At 35.1% G+C, this 16,600-nt stretch carries 13 protein-coding genes; 11 read left to right on the top strand and 2 right to left on the bottom strand.

Going from position 1 to position 16,600, the window contains the following annotated elements; translation table 11 throughout:
- The first annotated feature begins 76 nt into the window (after positions 1-76).
- From LG402_RS06190 to LG402_RS06240, 11 genes are all read left to right on the top strand, one after another.
- Positions 77-646 carry a hypothetical protein gene (locus LG402_RS06190; protein ID WP_227336615.1) on the top strand — a complete coding sequence of 190 codons (570 nt, stop codon included), beginning with the start codon at positions 77-79 and terminating at the stop codon, positions 644-646.
- Between the two features lie 255 nt (positions 647-901).
- Positions 902-1,471, top strand: coding sequence for a hypothetical protein (locus LG402_RS06195; RefSeq protein WP_227336615.1), 570 nt, complete (start codon positions 902-904; stop codon positions 1,469-1,471).
- A 255-nt stretch (positions 1,472-1,726) separates the two neighbouring features.
- Positions 1,727-2,296, top strand: a complete 570-nt coding sequence (locus tag LG402_RS06200; RefSeq protein ID WP_227336615.1) for a hypothetical protein — start codon at positions 1,727-1,729, stop codon at positions 2,294-2,296.
- A gap of 454 nt (positions 2,297-2,750) precedes the next feature.
- Positions 2,751-3,017 carry a PAAR domain-containing protein gene (locus tag LG402_RS06205; RefSeq protein ID WP_227336616.1) on the top strand — a complete coding sequence of 89 codons (267 nt, stop codon included), beginning with the start codon at positions 2,751-2,753 and terminating at the stop codon, positions 3,015-3,017.
- A gap of 2 nt (positions 3,018-3,019) precedes the next feature.
- Complete coding sequence (locus LG402_RS06210; RefSeq protein WP_227336617.1) at positions 3,020-4,135, top strand: hypothetical protein; 1,116 nt, start codon at positions 3,020-3,022, stop codon at positions 4,133-4,135.
- A 22-nt stretch (positions 4,136-4,157) separates the two neighbouring features.
- Entirely contained in the window at positions 4,158-7,508 is a 3,351-nt protein-coding gene (locus LG402_RS06215; protein WP_227336618.1) for an ImcF-related family protein, read from the top strand.
- Positions 7,509-7,537: 29 nt separating this feature from the next.
- Positions 7,538-8,485 carry a DUF6708 domain-containing protein gene (locus tag LG402_RS06220; RefSeq protein WP_227336619.1) on the top strand — a complete coding sequence of 316 codons (948 nt, stop codon included), beginning with the start codon at positions 7,538-7,540 and terminating at the stop codon, positions 8,483-8,485.
- Between the two features lie 23 nt (positions 8,486-8,508).
- Complete coding sequence (locus tag LG402_RS06225; protein ID WP_109409733.1) at positions 8,509-8,775, top strand: PAAR domain-containing protein; 267 nt, start codon at positions 8,509-8,511, stop codon at positions 8,773-8,775.
- A gap of 4 nt (positions 8,776-8,779) precedes the next feature.
- Positions 8,780-9,958, top strand: a complete 1,179-nt coding sequence (locus LG402_RS06230) for a hypothetical protein (RefSeq protein ID WP_227336620.1) — start codon at positions 8,780-8,782, stop codon at positions 9,956-9,958.
- A gap of 337 nt (positions 9,959-10,295) precedes the next feature.
- Positions 10,296-13,391, top strand: a complete 3,096-nt coding sequence (locus LG402_RS06235; protein WP_227336621.1) for an ImcF-related family protein — start codon at positions 10,296-10,298, stop codon at positions 13,389-13,391.
- A gap of 29 nt (positions 13,392-13,420) precedes the next feature.
- Entirely contained in the window at positions 13,421-14,365 is a 945-nt protein-coding gene (locus tag LG402_RS06240) for a DUF6708 domain-containing protein (RefSeq protein ID WP_227336622.1), read from the top strand.
- A 151-nt stretch (positions 14,366-14,516) separates the two neighbouring features.
- Here LG402_RS06240 and LG402_RS06245 read toward each other — a convergent pair whose 3' ends face one another.
- Both LG402_RS06245 and LG402_RS06250 read right to left on the bottom strand, forming a co-directional pair.
- Positions 14,517-14,816, bottom strand: coding sequence for a hypothetical protein (locus LG402_RS06245; RefSeq protein ID WP_109410092.1), 300 nt, complete (start codon positions 14,814-14,816; stop codon positions 14,517-14,519).
- 76 nt (positions 14,817-14,892) lie between these two features.
- Positions 14,893-16,473: a TerC family protein gene (locus LG402_RS06250; protein WP_088493342.1), complete on the bottom strand. Its 1,581-nt coding sequence runs from the start codon at positions 16,471-16,473 to the stop codon at positions 14,893-14,895.
- Between the last annotated feature and the right edge of the window lie 127 nt (positions 16,474-16,600).

Raw genomic sequence — 16,600 nt, forward strand, 5'->3', positions numbered from 1 at the left:
CCAAATTATAATAAATTAAAAAGTCTTAACTAAATATAACTTCAATTACAATTCAGGAGGTTATTTGAACCTATTTATGTCAAATATAAGGCAAGAGAAGAAATGGAGCGTTTATAAGTTTTTTCTCTTACTGCCTATCATCATCATGATCCAAGGCTGTGCTCCTCGTAGTGATAAAAATAAAACACTGTCTCCTCCTGCTAATACAGAGTGGGTTACCGTCGGGATCAAGCTTCCAGCAGGGATTGAGGTATTACCTTTAAATGTGCTTTATCGTTCCGAAATTTGCCAACGCGCTCAATATAACTCTGCAGGTGAGAAAGAGTATATTTCTGGTTTTAATCCTAACGCCGTAGCACTTAAACAACAAGGTAGCAGTGATATCTATCAGACTAAAATCGCCCTGAATGGAGGCGGTTCATGTCAATGGCAATTAAGTGAAGTTTGGATATCAATCATTTACAAAAAAACTCTGAATACTGATAGTGACTTTGAAGCAATACCATCACATAAACTTATTTTACTCTTTAATAACAATAAATATAATGAAGGAGAAATTATAAGAAATTTAATAGAAAATGAAAAAATAGAACTTAATTACTATCCGGTATTTATTAATAACGAAGTATCAAATGAAAAAAAATAACTTTATTTAACCATTGGGGTAGATCTCAATATATATTAGTTAATAATGAAAGAAATATATTATTTACCCCTCTCTTTCATAAGGATAATATCACGAAGATTGACATGCCTAAAGAGCTAGAAAAAGATATTATTATTTATTATTCAGATGGCACCATAGAAAAAAAATCTTCATGGCCTCCAAATTATAATAAATTAAAAAGTCTTAACTAAATATAACTTCAATTACAATTCAGGAGGTTATTTGAACCTATTTATGTCAAATATAAGGCAAGAGAAGAAATGGAGCGTTTATAAGTTTTTTCTCTTACTGCCTATCATCATCATGATCCAAGGCTGTGCTCCTCGTAGTGATAAAAATAAAACACTGTCTCCTCCTGCTAATACAGAGTGGGTTACCGTCGGGATCAAGCTTCCAGCAGGGATTGAGGTATTACCTTTAAATGTGCTTTATCGTTCCGAAATTTGCCAACGCGCTCAATATAACTCTGCAGGTGAGAAAGAGTATATTTCTGGTTTTAATCCTAACGCCGTAGCACTTAAACAACAAGGTAGCAGTGATATCTATCAGACTAAAATCGCCCTGAATGGAGGCGGTTCATGTCAATGGCAATTAAGTGAAGTTTGGATATCAATCATTTACAAAAAAACTCTGAATACTGATAGTGACTTTGAAGCAATACCATCACATAAACTTATTTTACTCTTTAATAACAATAAATATAATGAAGGAGAAATTATAAGAAATTTAATAGAAAATGAAAAAATAGAACTTAATTACTATCCGGTATTTATTAATAACGAAGTATCAAATGAAAAAAAATAACTTTATTTAACCATTGGGGTAGATCTCAATATATATTAGTTAATAATGAAAGAAATATATTATTTACCCCTCTCTTTCATAAGGATAATATCACGAAGATTGACATGCCTAAAGAGCTAGAAAAAGATATTATTATTTATTATTCAGATGGCACCATAGAAAAAAAATCTTCATGGCCTCCAAATTATAATAAATTAAAAAGTCTTAACTAAATATAACTTCAATTACAATTCAGGAGGTTATTTGAACCTATTTATGTCAAATATAAGGCAAGAGAAGAAATGGAGCGTTTATAAGTTTTTTCTCTTACTGCCTATCATCATCATGATCCAAGGCTGTGCTCCTCGTAGTGATAAAAATAAAACACTGTCTCCTCCTGCTAATACAGAGTGGGTTACCGTCGGGATCAAGCTTCCAGCAGGGATTGAGGTATTACCTTTAAATGTGCTTTATCGTTCCGAAATTTGCCAACGCGCTCAATATAACTCTGCAGGTGAGAAAGAGTATATTTCTGGTTTTAATCCTAACGCCGTAGCACTTAAACAACAAGGTAGCAGTGATATCTATCAGACTAAAATCGCCCTGAATGGAGGCGGTTCATGTCAATGGCAATTAAGTGAAGTTTGGATATCAATCATTTACAAAAAAACTCTGAATACTGATAGTGACTTTGAAGCAATACCATCACATAAACTTATTTTACTCTTTAATAACAATAAATATAATGAAGGAGAAATTATAAGAAATTTAATAGAAAATGAAAAAATAGAACTTAATTACTATCCGGTATTTATTAATAACGAAGTATCAAATGAAAAAAAATAACTTTATTTAACCATTGGGGTAGATCTCAATATATATTAGTTAATAATGAAAGAAATATATTATTTACCCCTCTCTTTCATAAGGATAATATCACGAAGATTGACATGCCTAAAGAGCTAGAAAAAGATATTATTATTTATTATTCAGATGGCACCATAGAAAAAAAATCTTCATGGCCTCCAAATTATAATAAATTAAAAAGTCTTAACTAAATATAACTTCAATTACAATTCAGGAGGTTATTTGAACCTATTTGCTTCAAATATAAAGCAAAAGAAGAGATGGAGCGTTTATAAATTTTTTCTCTTACTGTCTATCATCATTATGATCCAAGGTTGTGCTCCTCGTAGTGATAAAATACAGTTCTTTATTTGACACTAAATAGCTTACCGTTGGTATTCAATATCTAAAAAATTGGATTATCACCCTTTAATGTATATTAATGGAATGATTTATGAATAAAAAAATTATTTTATTAGGAGATAAAACCAGTCATGGCGGCATAGTTATTACAGCGACCTCTGATTTTATTATCAATGGAAAAAAAGCGGCTAAAGTAGGAGATAAAGTTAATTGCCCAAAGAAAGGACATGGAATTAATTCTATTATTGAAGGTTCATCTTATTTTACTTGTCAAGGTACAGCTCTTGCGACTGAGGGATGCCATACAGAGTGTGGTTGTTATCTTATTGCTAGCATTACTGATTTTTCACTGGATTAATTATGGCATGGAATAAAAAATCAATTAAATTAACATCAAAACCAACTCATCTTCCTTATTTTAAATGGTGTTTAGCAATAGGTTTGTCGATTTTATTTCTAATCTACTCTTTAAGTTTAAAAAATAAAGATGAAGTTACACAACAAAAAGAATTCTTTAGAATTATTATTTCTATTCTTCCTTTTTTAATAACAATAATTACATTTTTATATAAGCATATAGTTTATATAAAAAACAAAAATATTTATTCTTTTTTATATAATGAGAAAAAATTTGCAGATAAAAAATGGGAGGATTGGGGAAGACGTAGTGTTTGTGTTATCGATAGCATTTTTTTCCTTCCACAAAAAACAACGATTTCATATATAAACAATAATGCAGCAGAACATATATCATGTTATCACATTCCTCAGAATATCGACTATTTAGATGAGAAAAAACCATCAGTTTATTATTTATTAAAAAGTACACAACCAACCATAGAAAAATTACTTGATAAATTGTCTATCAAAATAAAATATCTAACGACTAAAGATAAAAACAAAATAAGAGATGAACTTTATCTTGTATGGAGAGAACTCTTTCTTAATAAAGAAATACCTGATTTTGAAATAGTTGATGGCTTATCGTATCAGCATATAGAAAACACTATAGCAAATAATGATGATAATATTGAAATAATAATTATCGATCAGAGTGTTAAAGAGAATCAATCTGCGGCCTTGGGAATATTGATCATGTCATCAGATGATATAATCAAAAAACATCATATTGACATAATGGCTAATGTTCAGCGTCCAATGTTAATAGCAGAAGATGAAAATTATCAAGAAGCACTAAATATCTTTAGTGAAATTCAAATTGATTCGAATTTAGCCACGCATATTATTCTAGATAGTAAAGCAAATAGTAATATCCTTATGGCATTATTTAATAATGACAATTCATTAAATGATATATCATTAGATAATACCTTAGATATAGAGTATTTTATTGGACCTATTGATGATTATTCTTCTTGGATAACAATGGGATTGTCCGTAAATTTTGTATATCAATATAAAAAAACATTCTTTCTTTATGTCAGAGTGAAAATAATTTTTATATTAATACAGTAACGACAAATAATGAGCAAATAGAATGAATGCAAAATTTTTATCATTGTCTATAAAAACTATCTTCTTCTTTTTTATTATATTAATACTTTGTATCGTCATCTGGCGTTATGGTGAATATTTTTTCATCGATACGACAAGAAAGAAAGAAGTAGCTATTATTATTCTAGCATTGGTGTCTTTTTTTATTAGCACATTATTTTTTTATTTCAATAAAATCAAAAAATATAAATATAGAAATAATGATAAAAATTTCAACAAATACCCATCTGAAGAAAATAGAATAAAAGAAGAAGGTAATAGTAATAATCTTTTATTAGAAAGAATGAAAAGAGTTTATGGCTTATTTTGGCAGAGTAAAGTAAAAATTAACTTGTTAATAGGCACCTCTACTTCTATCGAAAAACTGACTCCCAACCTAACAACAGATATCTGGCAAGAAAACAACGGCACGTTGCTTATCTATGGTGGCGATATCCATCAAAGTATTGATGAAAATTTAATTCAAGATTTAAAACAACTGCGCCGACGTCGTCCGCTCGATGCGGTTATTTGGGTATCAGAAAATAACTTATCGCAACAACCGCTGGGTCATTCCTTATTTAATCACTTAAATCCGACCAATACAGATACAGCGAGCCGTTATTTCCACCAGCTATTTCGTCAATTACGCTGGCAAGCCCCCATTTGGCTTTGGAATATCAGTAATAACGGTGAAATAACAACAAATGAAGTACCCACAATCCTTTATTCAGCCCCTTTAAAAGCGACATCTGAAACGCTTTCTAATGACTTAAAAACGCTTTTACCGGCACTAGTGGAACAAGGCACACTAGCTGTCTTGCATAACCCAACACAAACTTACCTATTAGCATTAGCGCGTTTTCTTCAACATGAAGGATGTGAAAAAATCGCCAATACTTTGGCACCGCTTTTATCAGGTTATCGCTCCTTGCCGTTCGCTGGTGTGCTCTTTAGTACACCTGTTGACAATAACGTGTCTGCAACTTTATCACAAAATAATCAATGGACATCCAATCCCCATTGGAAAGCGCTTCTCACGGCAAATTCACACCCTCCCCCTCAACTAAAGGCATCACCTTTAGGGCTAAACTCAAAACGTATTTTGCAATATACCGTTGCCACTGCCATGACACTGTGGGGGATTGGTATGGTGGTTTCTTATTTTATGAATCGCCAATTAATTACCCAAAGCCAACAACAAGCGCAGTTAGCAACAGACAATCATCAATCTGAATTTGCCCGCTTGCAGGCACAATATGGCTTACAACAAACCTTAGGTTTATTAAGCCATCGAGAAAAAACTTCTGTTCCATTTTGGCTACGCTTTGGCTTAAGCAGTAATAACGCATTACTTAGTCATCTATGGCCGGTTTATAGCCAATCTATGTTGCCGTTATTGCGCGATTCAACCCAACAACACCTTGAAAATTACCTTCACGCGTTTATGCAACTCCCACCAGAAAGCGCAGAACGTATTGAAGGTGCTCAATCCGCTTATCAAGCATTAAAAGCCTATTTAATGATGAGCGATCCGTCCCGTATTGATCCTGCATTCTTCACTGAAAGTGCATTACGCATTTGGCCTGACTATAACGGATTAAAAGAGGGGGAATGGCAGACATTAGGCACCGAATTATTAACCTTCTATGCCTCTCAATTGCCTTATCACCATGAATGGACAATCAAGCCTAATCGAACTTTAGTTGCCGGAAGCCGAACTATTCTTATTCGCCAAATTGGTCAACGTAATGGCGAATCTGCGCTTTACCAAAAAATCTTACAACAAGCGCAGCATAACTTTGCGGATATGACGTTAGATGATATGACCGGTGATACCGATGTCAGTTTCTTATTAAGTTCAGCAGATACAGTACCTGGTATTTTTACGCGTAAAGCATGGGAAGAATCGATTGAACCCGCGATTAAAAAAGCCGTTCATGAGAGACGAGAAGAAATAGATTGGGTATTAAGTGACACACAAAAAGAGACCGATATTGATATCTCACCTGAAAAACTCCAGCAAAATCTCACAGAACGCTATTTTAATGATTTTTCAGGCAGTTGGTTAAGCTTCCTCAATGGTTTGCAGTGGCGAGAAACACAAAGTCTTTCAGATACCATTGATCAACTCACCTTAATGAGCGATGTCAGACAATCCCCCATTATTGCCTTAATGAATACGCTTTCTTATCAAGGTAAAACGGGGCGCCAACAAGAAAAACTAGCAGACTCTTTTGTTAACTCAGCCAAAGATTTATTAAACAAAGAACAACAGCCGGTTATTAGTCAAAAGGCGGAATTTACCGGCCCTCTAGAGCCTGTTTTTGCACCAATACTTGCCTTCACCGATCCTCAATCTTCAGCGCAAAACAGTGATGCGTTAAGCCTACAAGCCTACCTCACACGCGTGACTCGAGTTCGTTTAAAACTTCAACAAGTTGTTAATGCCCCCGATCCACAAGCCATGTCTCAAGCATTGGCTCGAAGTGTTTTTGAAGGAAAAACGGTCGACTTATCAGAAACGCAAGATTACGGTAGCTTAATCGCGGCAAGCTTTGGGCAAGAGTGGAGTGGCTTTGGACAAACACTTCTTGTACAGCCCATGTCTCAAGCATGGCAACAGTTATTAGCGCCCACTTCGCAAGGTATTAACACTCAATGGCGAAATGCCGTTGTTAATGACTGGAATATGGCATTCGGTGGTCGCTATCCACTCAAAAATACGCAAAGTGAAATCTCATTACCTTTAATGGCGCAATATCTACGCCCTGATAATGGTCGTATTCAGCGCTTCCTTGAAACTCACCTTAACGGCGTTTTGCATAAAGAAGGTACGCACTGGGTACCCGATACCACAAATGCACAGGGCTTAACCTTTAACCCTGAGTTCTTAAAAGCCTTAGACAAACTAAGCTATCTCGGGGATGTCGTTTTTGCGAATGGTGAAGCGCGTCTTTATTTTGAATTACGTCCAGGTACATCACCTGACATTATGCAAACCCACCTAATGATAGATAAACAATCTCTTATCTATGATAACCAACAACCGCAATGGCAACGCTTTGTTTGGCCAGCTGATACCGTTGCTTCAGGTGCATCGCTGAGTTGGATCACCACCAATACAGGTACACGTATTTATGGCGATTATCGTGGCGTCTGGGGCATCATTCGGTTATTGGAGGATGCCAATATCGCCCCTTATGCTGGTAGCACCAGCAGTTACTCTGTCAGTTGGAAAACCTTAAATGGACAGTCACTCAATTACACTTTAAGAACAGAAATGGGCGATGGCCCAATCGCACTCTTGCAACTACGCAATTTTGTTTTACCAGAAAAGATCTTTTTAGATTAAAAATTTAAACAAATAAAGAGATAATTAAAATGGACTCTTATGGATTACTACAAAAATTTAAGCTTAATCGCCCATTAAATAACGAAGAAATAGCCGGTAAATTGGACCAAAATAATCGTATTGATTTAGAAAATGAAGAGTTAATTCCAGATGTAAAAGTGATCGCAATAAATTCTCATTATCTCGAAATGGTGGATAAATATTATTCCTCAAAAGGGTTTGTGAGTCTTTTTTCGTCTTTAGGTACTGTTACATTTTTAAGTTGTACATTATTATTTATTATAGATCTCATTTTTTCTAATCAATTCACTAAAGAAGATATTATATTTACTTTTATCATGGTCTCTCTATTTCTTGCAATGGGACTTTTTATGTTCTCTTTACTGAAAACAGAGTGGTTTGCATGGACTCATTACCCCATACGTTTTGATCGTAAAAATCAGATGGTTTACGCCTTTCGTACTGATGGCTCTATTATTTCAGTACCTTGGAAGAAGGTATTTTTCACCACGGGACTTGATTACGCTAAAAGTATGAAAAATGACTATTATATTAGTGGGCATGTTCTTGCTGATGATAATAAAACCATTGTTGATACCTTTTGCCTTCCTGCCTCCACCGGTAATTTTGAATTACTGAAATATCATTGGGAGTTTATTCGACGTTATATGGAAGAAGGTCCTGAGAATATTATTCAACAAGTTGAATTTTGTTTGCCGATAGCCAATAAAAAAGAAAGTTATGGATTCACGTTCTTTTATGTCAGCACGTTATTTAAAGGTATGTTGAAAATTTTAATGCCATTGATGTCTCCAATTATTTTTATTATTAGTGTTCCTCGCTATATTGCAATCTTAACCAGTCGCCGTCCTATTTGGCCAGAGGAAGTAGAAGAGCAGTGCAAAATAGACCCTAATGATCCTTATATCTTAAATGAAAAAACGAATCCTAAAGATCTCTGGAAAGCATTTTATTAAAAACTATTTTAAGGTATTAAATAATGAAAGGAATTATTCGCATCGGTGATAAGAATAGTAGCGGAGGCTATGTATTATCAGGATCATCTTCTATGATATTTAATGGTATTGGTGTTGCACGTTTAGGTGATGCTGTTTACTGCCCTAAAAAAGGGCATGATAATGTTGTAATAGCTCAAGGTCATCCCACATTTTTAGATGATGGTATTCCTGTTGCTTTCGATGGATATAAATGTAGCTGTGGTTGTACATTAATTTCTTCTCTTTCTAAAGCTAAAGTGAGTCAATAAACTTATGCCTGTTGATTTATCATCTTTACCACCAAAAGCAAAACGCCATTCACTGCCCTCCATAAAAACGTGGGGAAAGTTTTTTGTTTTTTTATTATGTTTTATTAATTTTATTAATTACTTTATCTTTCCTTTTCTTAATATAAAAAAGATATCAGTTTTACAAATATCTTTTTTAACCTTTTTAGTGTGGGTTGGCCTCTGTTTTTTCAGATATTTATTTTATATATTGCATCAATTTATAGCTGATGGGTGGGATAAAAAAAGAGAAGAAGATAGAGATAATCTGATTATCATTGGACAGAGATATATAACCTTATTAAGTCAAACAATGATATTACCTTATCTCGAAAATTGTAAAGATTTATCGACTCAAATAGTGGTTGGTAAATCATCGTTATTACCTTCATATCAATTAGATGGCAATGTTATTTATTGCTCTCAATTTTCTGATATTAAGGAGAATAATGTTACTAGAATAATAAATAGGTTAAATAAATTATTAATAGAACCATCATTAATATCTAAAATATATCAAATTTCTGATGATGCTAAATTTAATATAATAATATCATCTAACTATTCTAATTTTTCAGATGATGAAAAACTAGAGATTGATGAGATATTAGCTCAAAGAATAGAAAGAGCCTATTATGTTAGCTATACAGAAGAGGTAAAAATAGATTTAATTGATAATTGGTTAGATAGCCCTAAATTATTTGATTTTTTACTTGTAATTAATATTTATTCTTTTGATACTCCTATTAATTATCATAGTGAAGTAGCTACTGCACAATTATTTTCTTTTTCTAACTACCATTCAATTAAGGGGATAGCAAAAATTCATCGTCCAGAATTGGTTGAAAATAAAAATATTTTCGACCTATTTAATGAAAAAATTAATACTGTAGCGATATGGAGCGATCTTGATAAAAATAAATTAAAAGATATATGGATAACAAATTTACAAGATAATCATGAGAATGAAATAAAAATAAAAATTTTATCATCAGATATTAGTCGTCACACTGTATTATACGATATTAATCGTAGTATCGGATATACACATAATGCATCTCCTTGGGTAAATGTTTATATCACTACAACTCAATTAATTAAAGAAAAATCTCCACAACTATTAATTGATAAAAAAAATATTTTAATTGTTAATCCATTAAACTAAGTTTTATTAAAGCTTATTAATATTATAGCAGGGCAAAGGTATGGATATGAGGGTTTTCTTTTTCTATTTTAGAAATATTTTAAAAAAAACATGGGTAATTATACTGCTACTATTTATTGCTGTAATTTGTTTTTTATTTATCCTGCTATGCTCACTAAATGCCATTGACACAATAAAATATTCTATTCAAGAAAATATTTTTTTAAAAAAAACTTTAATTACAATGGTTATTGTATTTTTTAGTATTGTATTTTTATTTATAACTGCCCGATATATTGGGAAGTTTAACTATAGTAATGCTAGAGGGGAAAATAAAAACATCAAGTCACAGGTCCAGATGGATTATGCTAATACCAGCTTTATAAATAATATTATTGACTATAGTAAAAATTACTACAGCACTTTCTGGCGCAGAAAAATAACAATCCAACTCCTCATCGGCACCTCGACATCTATCGAAAAACTGACTCCCAATCTAACAACGGACATCTGGCAAGAAAACAATGGAACGTTACTTATCTATGGTGGCGATATCCATCAAAGTATTGATGAAAATTTAATTCAAGATTTAAAACAACTGCGCCGACGTCGTCCGCTCGATGCGGTTATTTGGGTGTCAGAAAATAACTTATCGCAACAACCGCTGGGTCATTCCTTATTTAATCACTTAAATCCGACCAATACAGACACAGCTAGCCGTTATTTCCACCAGCTATTTCGTCAATTACGCTGGCAAGCCCCCATTTGGCTTTGGAATATCAGTAATCACGGTGAAATAACAACAAATGAAGTACCCACAATCCTTTATTCAGCCCCTTTAAAAGCGACGTCTGAAATAATTTCCAATGACTTAAAAACGCTTTTGCCAGCATTAATGGAACAAGGCACACAAGCTGTCTTGCATAACCCAACACAAACTTACCTATTAGCATTAGCGCGTTTTCTTCAACATGAAGGATGTGAAAAACTCGCCAATACTTTGGCACCGCTTTTATCGGGTTATCGCTCGTTGCCGTTCGCTGGTGTGCTCTTTAGTACGGCTGTTAACAATAATGTGTCTGCAACTTCATCACAAAATAATCAATGGGTATCCAATTCCCATTGGAAAGCACTAATGGCAGCAAATTCACAATTACCCTATCAGTTAAAAGCATCACCTATAGGTCTAAACTCCAAACGTATTTTGCAATATACCGTTGCCACTGCCATGACACTGTGGGGGATTGGTATGGTGGTTTCTTATTTTATGAATCGCCAATTAATTACCCAAAGCCAACAACAAGCGCAGTTAGCAACAGACAATCATCAATCTGAATTTGCCCGCTTACAGGCACAATATGGCTTACAACAAACCTTAGGTTTATTAAGCCATCGAGAAAAAACCTCTGTTCCATTTTGGCTACGCTTTGGGTTAAGCAGTAATAACGCATTGCTTAGTCATCTATGGCCGGTTTATAGCCAATCCATGTTGCCGTTATTACGCGATTCAACACAACAACATCTTGAAAATTATCTTCACGCGTTTATGCAGTTCCCGCCTGAAAGTGCAGAACGAATTGAAGGTGCTCAATCCGCTTATCAAGCCTTAAAAGCCTATTTAATGATGAGCGATCCATCCCGTATTGATCCGGCATTCTTCACTGAAAGTGTATTACACATTTGGCCTGAATATAACGGATTAAAAGAAGGGGAATGGCAAACATTAGGCACTGAATTATTAACCTTCTATGCCTCTCAATTGCCTTATCACCATGAATGGACAATCAAGCCTAATCGAACTTTAGTTGCCGGAAGCCGAACTATTCTTATTCGCCAAATTGGTCAACGTAATGGCGAATCTGCGCTTTACCAAAAAATCTTACAACAAGCGCAGCATAACTTTGCGGATATGACGTTAGATGATATGACCGGTGATACCGATGTCAGTTTCTTATTAAGTTCAGCAGATACAGTACCTGGTATTTTTACGCGTAAAGCATGGGAAGAATCGATTGAACCCGCGATTAAAAAAGCCGTATATGAGAGACGAGAAGAAATAGATTGGGTGTTAAGTGACACACAAAAAGAGACCGATATTGATATCTCACCTGAAAAACTCCAGCAAAACCTGACAGAACGTTATTTTAATGATTTTTCAGGCAGTTGGTTAAGCTTTCTCAATGGTTTGCAGTGGCGAGAAACACAAAGTCTCTCCGATACCATTGATCAACTCACCTTAATGAGCGATGTCAGACAATCTCCCATTATTGCCTTAATGAATACGCTTTCTTATCAAGGTAAAACAGGTCGTCAACAAGAAAAACTAGCAGACTCTTTTGTTAACTCAGCCAAAGATTTATTAAACAAAGAACAACAGCCGGTTATTAGTCAAAAAGCTGAATTTACAGGCCCTCTAGAGCCTGTTTTTGCGCCAATACTGGCCTTTACCGATCCTCAATCTTCAGCGCAAAACAGTGATGCGTTAAGCCTACAAGCCTACCTCACACGCGTGACTAGAGTTCGCTTAAAACTTCAACAAGTTGTTAATGCCCCCGATCCACAAGCCATGTCTCAAGCATTGGCTCGAAGTGTTTTTGAAGGAAAAACGGTCGACTTATCAGAAACGCAAGATTACGGTAGCTTAATCGCGGCAAGCTTTGGGCAAGAGTGGCGCGGCTTTGGACAAACACTTCTTGTACAGCCCATGTCTCAAGCATGGCAACAGTTATTAGCGCCCACTTCACAAGGTATCAACACTCAATGGCGAAATGCCGTTGTGAATGATTGGAATAGGGCATTTGGTGGTCGCTATCCACTCAAAAATACGCAAAGTGAAATCTCATTACCTTTAATGGCGCAATATCTACGCCCTGATAATGGTCGTATTCAGCGCTTCCTTGAAACTCACCTTAACGGTGTTTTACATAAAGAAGGTACGCACTGGGTACCCGATACCACGAATGCACAAGGTTTGACCTTTAACCCTGAGTTCTTAAAAGCCTTAGATAAACTAAGCTATCTCGGTGATGTCGTTTTTGCGAATGGTGAAGCGCGTCTTTATTTTGAGTTACGTCCAGGTACATCACCTGACATTATGCAAACCCACTTAATGATAGATAAACAATCTCTTATCTATGATAACCAACAACCTCAATGGCAACGCTTTGTTTGGCCAGCTGATACCGTTGCCTCTGGCGCATCACTCAGTTGGATCACCACCAATACAGGGACACGTATTTATGGTGATTATCGTGGCGTCTGGGGCATTATTCGTTTATTGGAAGATGCCCAAATTGCCCCTTATGCCGGCAGCACCAGTAGTTACTCTGTCAGTTGGAAAACCTTAAACGGGCAGTCCCTAAACTATACCTTAAGAACTGAAATGGGCGATGGCCCAATCGCACTCTTGCAACTACGCAATTTTATTTTACCGGAAAAGATCTTTTTAGATTAAAAATTTAAACAAATAAAGAGATAATTAAAATGGACTCTTATGGATTACTACAAAAATTTAAGCTTAATCGCCTATTAAATAACGAAGAAATAGCCGGTAGACTTGATCAAAATAGCCGTATTGATATAACCAATGAAGAATTAATTCCTGATATAAAAGTGATCGCAATAAATTCTCATTATCTAGAAATGGTGGATAAATATTATTCTTCAAAAGGGTTTGTGAGTCTTTTTTCTTCTATACTTACTACTTTATTCTCAATTTTTGCATTAAAGCTTGTATTGACAGTTATATTTTTTGATCATAGTTCAGGTAAAATATTGTTGGCATCAGTTTTAGCCCCCCTATTCCTTGCAATGGGACTCTTTATGTTCTCTTTACTGAAAACAGAGTGGTTTGCATGGACACACTACCCATTACGTTTTGATCGTAAAAATCAAATGGTTTACGCCTTTCGCACTGATGGTTCTATTATTTCAGTACCTTGGAAGAAAGTATTTTTCACCACGGGACTTGATTACGCTAAAAGTATGAAAAACGACTATTATATTAGTGGGCATATTCTTGCTGATGATAATAAAACTATTGTTGATACCTTTTGCCTTCCTGCCTCCACCGGTAATTTTGAATTACTGAAATATCATTGGGAGTTTATTCGACGTTATATGGAAGAAGGTCCTGAGAATATTATTCAACAAGTTGAATTTTGTTTGCCGATAGCCAATAAAAAAGAAAGTTATGGATTCACGTTCTTTTATGTCAGCACGTTATTTAAAGGTATGTTGAAAATTTTAATGCCATTGATGTCTCCAATTATTTTTATTATTAGTATTCCTCGCTATATTGCAATCTTAACCAGTCGCCGTCCTATTTGGCCAGAGGAAGTAGAAGAGCAGTGCAAAATAGACCCTAATGATCCTTATATCTTAAATGAAAAAACGAATCCTAAAGATCTCTGGAAAGCTTTTTATTAAAAATCATCTATATTGTATTTCATCAACATTTTTATTAGTTTTCTGCTCAACGATATGAATTTTATTAATTCAATGATTGCTTATTTCGAATAGCTCAAACTGTTATCAAAGTCCGTTTTTTATCGGCTTAAGAAAAGTCGTATAAAAATAATTATTTAAACTGAATAAAGGCATCTGCGACTTTTTTAGCGCCTTCATAAATTTCAAATTTTTCTAATTCTTCTAATAAATGATGAGGGGCATGTTCAACTAAAAACTGCATATTACCCTCACTTACCCAATGTTCTGACTTTTTCTGTGTGTGAGTGATTTCAATCGCAAGGCTCCAATTATTTGGGTTGTAAGGTAGTTGAGTGGTTGGATAATAAAAACCAGCTAAAGGAGGTGGTGATAGCCTTCCTCCTTCAACAGAGGTTAACCAGACTATTTTAACGCTGACATTGGTATACATATTATTTTCCAGTAGACACAATCTTCAGATAAAAAATATCCGCCATAAAGGCGGATATTTTGCTATTTGACAGGGATTACGCTTCGTCAACGTTTTCTTCGTCTTCAGGTGTAGGTTCTACAATTCGAACTTTATTAATTCGATGGTTATTCACTTCTAATGGCTCAAATTCAATACCATCAATCAGAATTTTTTCACCAACAGTTGGAACACGTTGTAAATGCTCCATTAATAAGCCCGCTAAGGTTTCATACTCACGTTTTTCATCCAATTTGATTGGAATATAAAGCACTAAGTCTTCAAGTGGTGTAAAGCCGTTAACTGTCCATGAACCATCTTCATTTTGAACCAAGTCGTGACGAGAATCGTTTTCTTCAGAACTGACTGGTAAGTTACCTGCGATGGTTTCCATAACGTCAGTCAGTGTCACGACGCCTTCTACTGAACCAAATTCATCTACAACAAAGGCGAAGTGAGTGTGAGCACTACGGAACTGTTCTAACGCTTGTAGTAAAGATAAACCTTCAGGGAAGATCAACGGTTGTGTGACCAGTAAACGTAAGTTTAGAGGTTCATTACGCAATTGTTGATTCAACAATTGAATAATATTAACCACACCAACAGGTTCATCACTGTGTTGTTCATCAGTAATCACTAAGCGAGAGTGGGGGTCCTTTTCCAACAATTGGCGGATATCATCTTGTGTTGAATTTAAGTCTACATATTCAACATCATGGCGAGACGTCATGATACTGTTCACATTACGTTGGCTTAAACCAAGCACACGCACAATCATTTGGCGCTCTTGTGGATCAAATACCTCTTCAGCATTAGAGACTAAATCAGATGTGTGATGATCTAATTCGGATGATTCAGGCTTACCATTAATAATACGTAACACCGCTTCTGCTGTTCGTTCACGTAAAGAACGAGAAGCTGATAAGAATCGGCGACGGTTAAATTGTGCTAACTGATTAAAGACTTCTATCATGATAGAGAAGCCAATCGCTGCATACAGGTAACCTTTTGGAATGGCGTAACCAAAGCCTTCGGCAACTAATGCAAAACCAATCATCAGCAAGAAGCTTAAACACAAGATAACAATGGTTGGGTGGTTATTGACGAAGTTTGTTAAAGGCTTACTTGCAAGGATCATCAAGAACATTGCAATAGTGACAGCCGCAATCATAACGCCTAAATGATCAACCATACCCACAGCGGTTATCACTGAGTCAAGCGAGAATACCGCATCCAGTACGATAATTTGTGCAACGACAGACCAAAAGCTGGTCGTTTTACGTTGTTTCCCTTCGTTGTGATCTTTACCTTCTAGCCGTTCATTAAGCTCCATAGTGGCTTTGAACAGCAAGAATATCCCTCCGAGCAGCATAATTAAGTCTCTTGCACTGAAAGGATGATCAAACAGTGTAATAAGAGGTTTTGTCAGAGTGATAAGCCAAGAGAGGCTAAATAACAACACAACTCGCATAACAAGAGCACACAATAAGCCGGTTATACGTGCTTTATCTCTTAGTTTTGCTGGGAGTTTGTCTGCCAGAATAGCAATGAAAACAAGGTTATCAATACCAAGTACGATTTCGAGAACAATTAGGGTGGAAAGTCCTACCCAGATCGTCGGATCCAAGATCCATTCCATACAGTTTGTTTTACCTTCTATAAAGACGGCATATGCCGACTTGGGAATAATGAGCAATTTGCAGGAATTTTTCAATAATTTATTATCGATCGCAGGGGAATAATTTCATTTTGTCTAAAAGATTGTG

This window comes from Proteus sp. NMG38-2 (assembly GCF_020640995.1).
Classification (GTDB): Bacteria; Pseudomonadota; Gammaproteobacteria; order Enterobacterales; family Enterobacteriaceae; genus Proteus.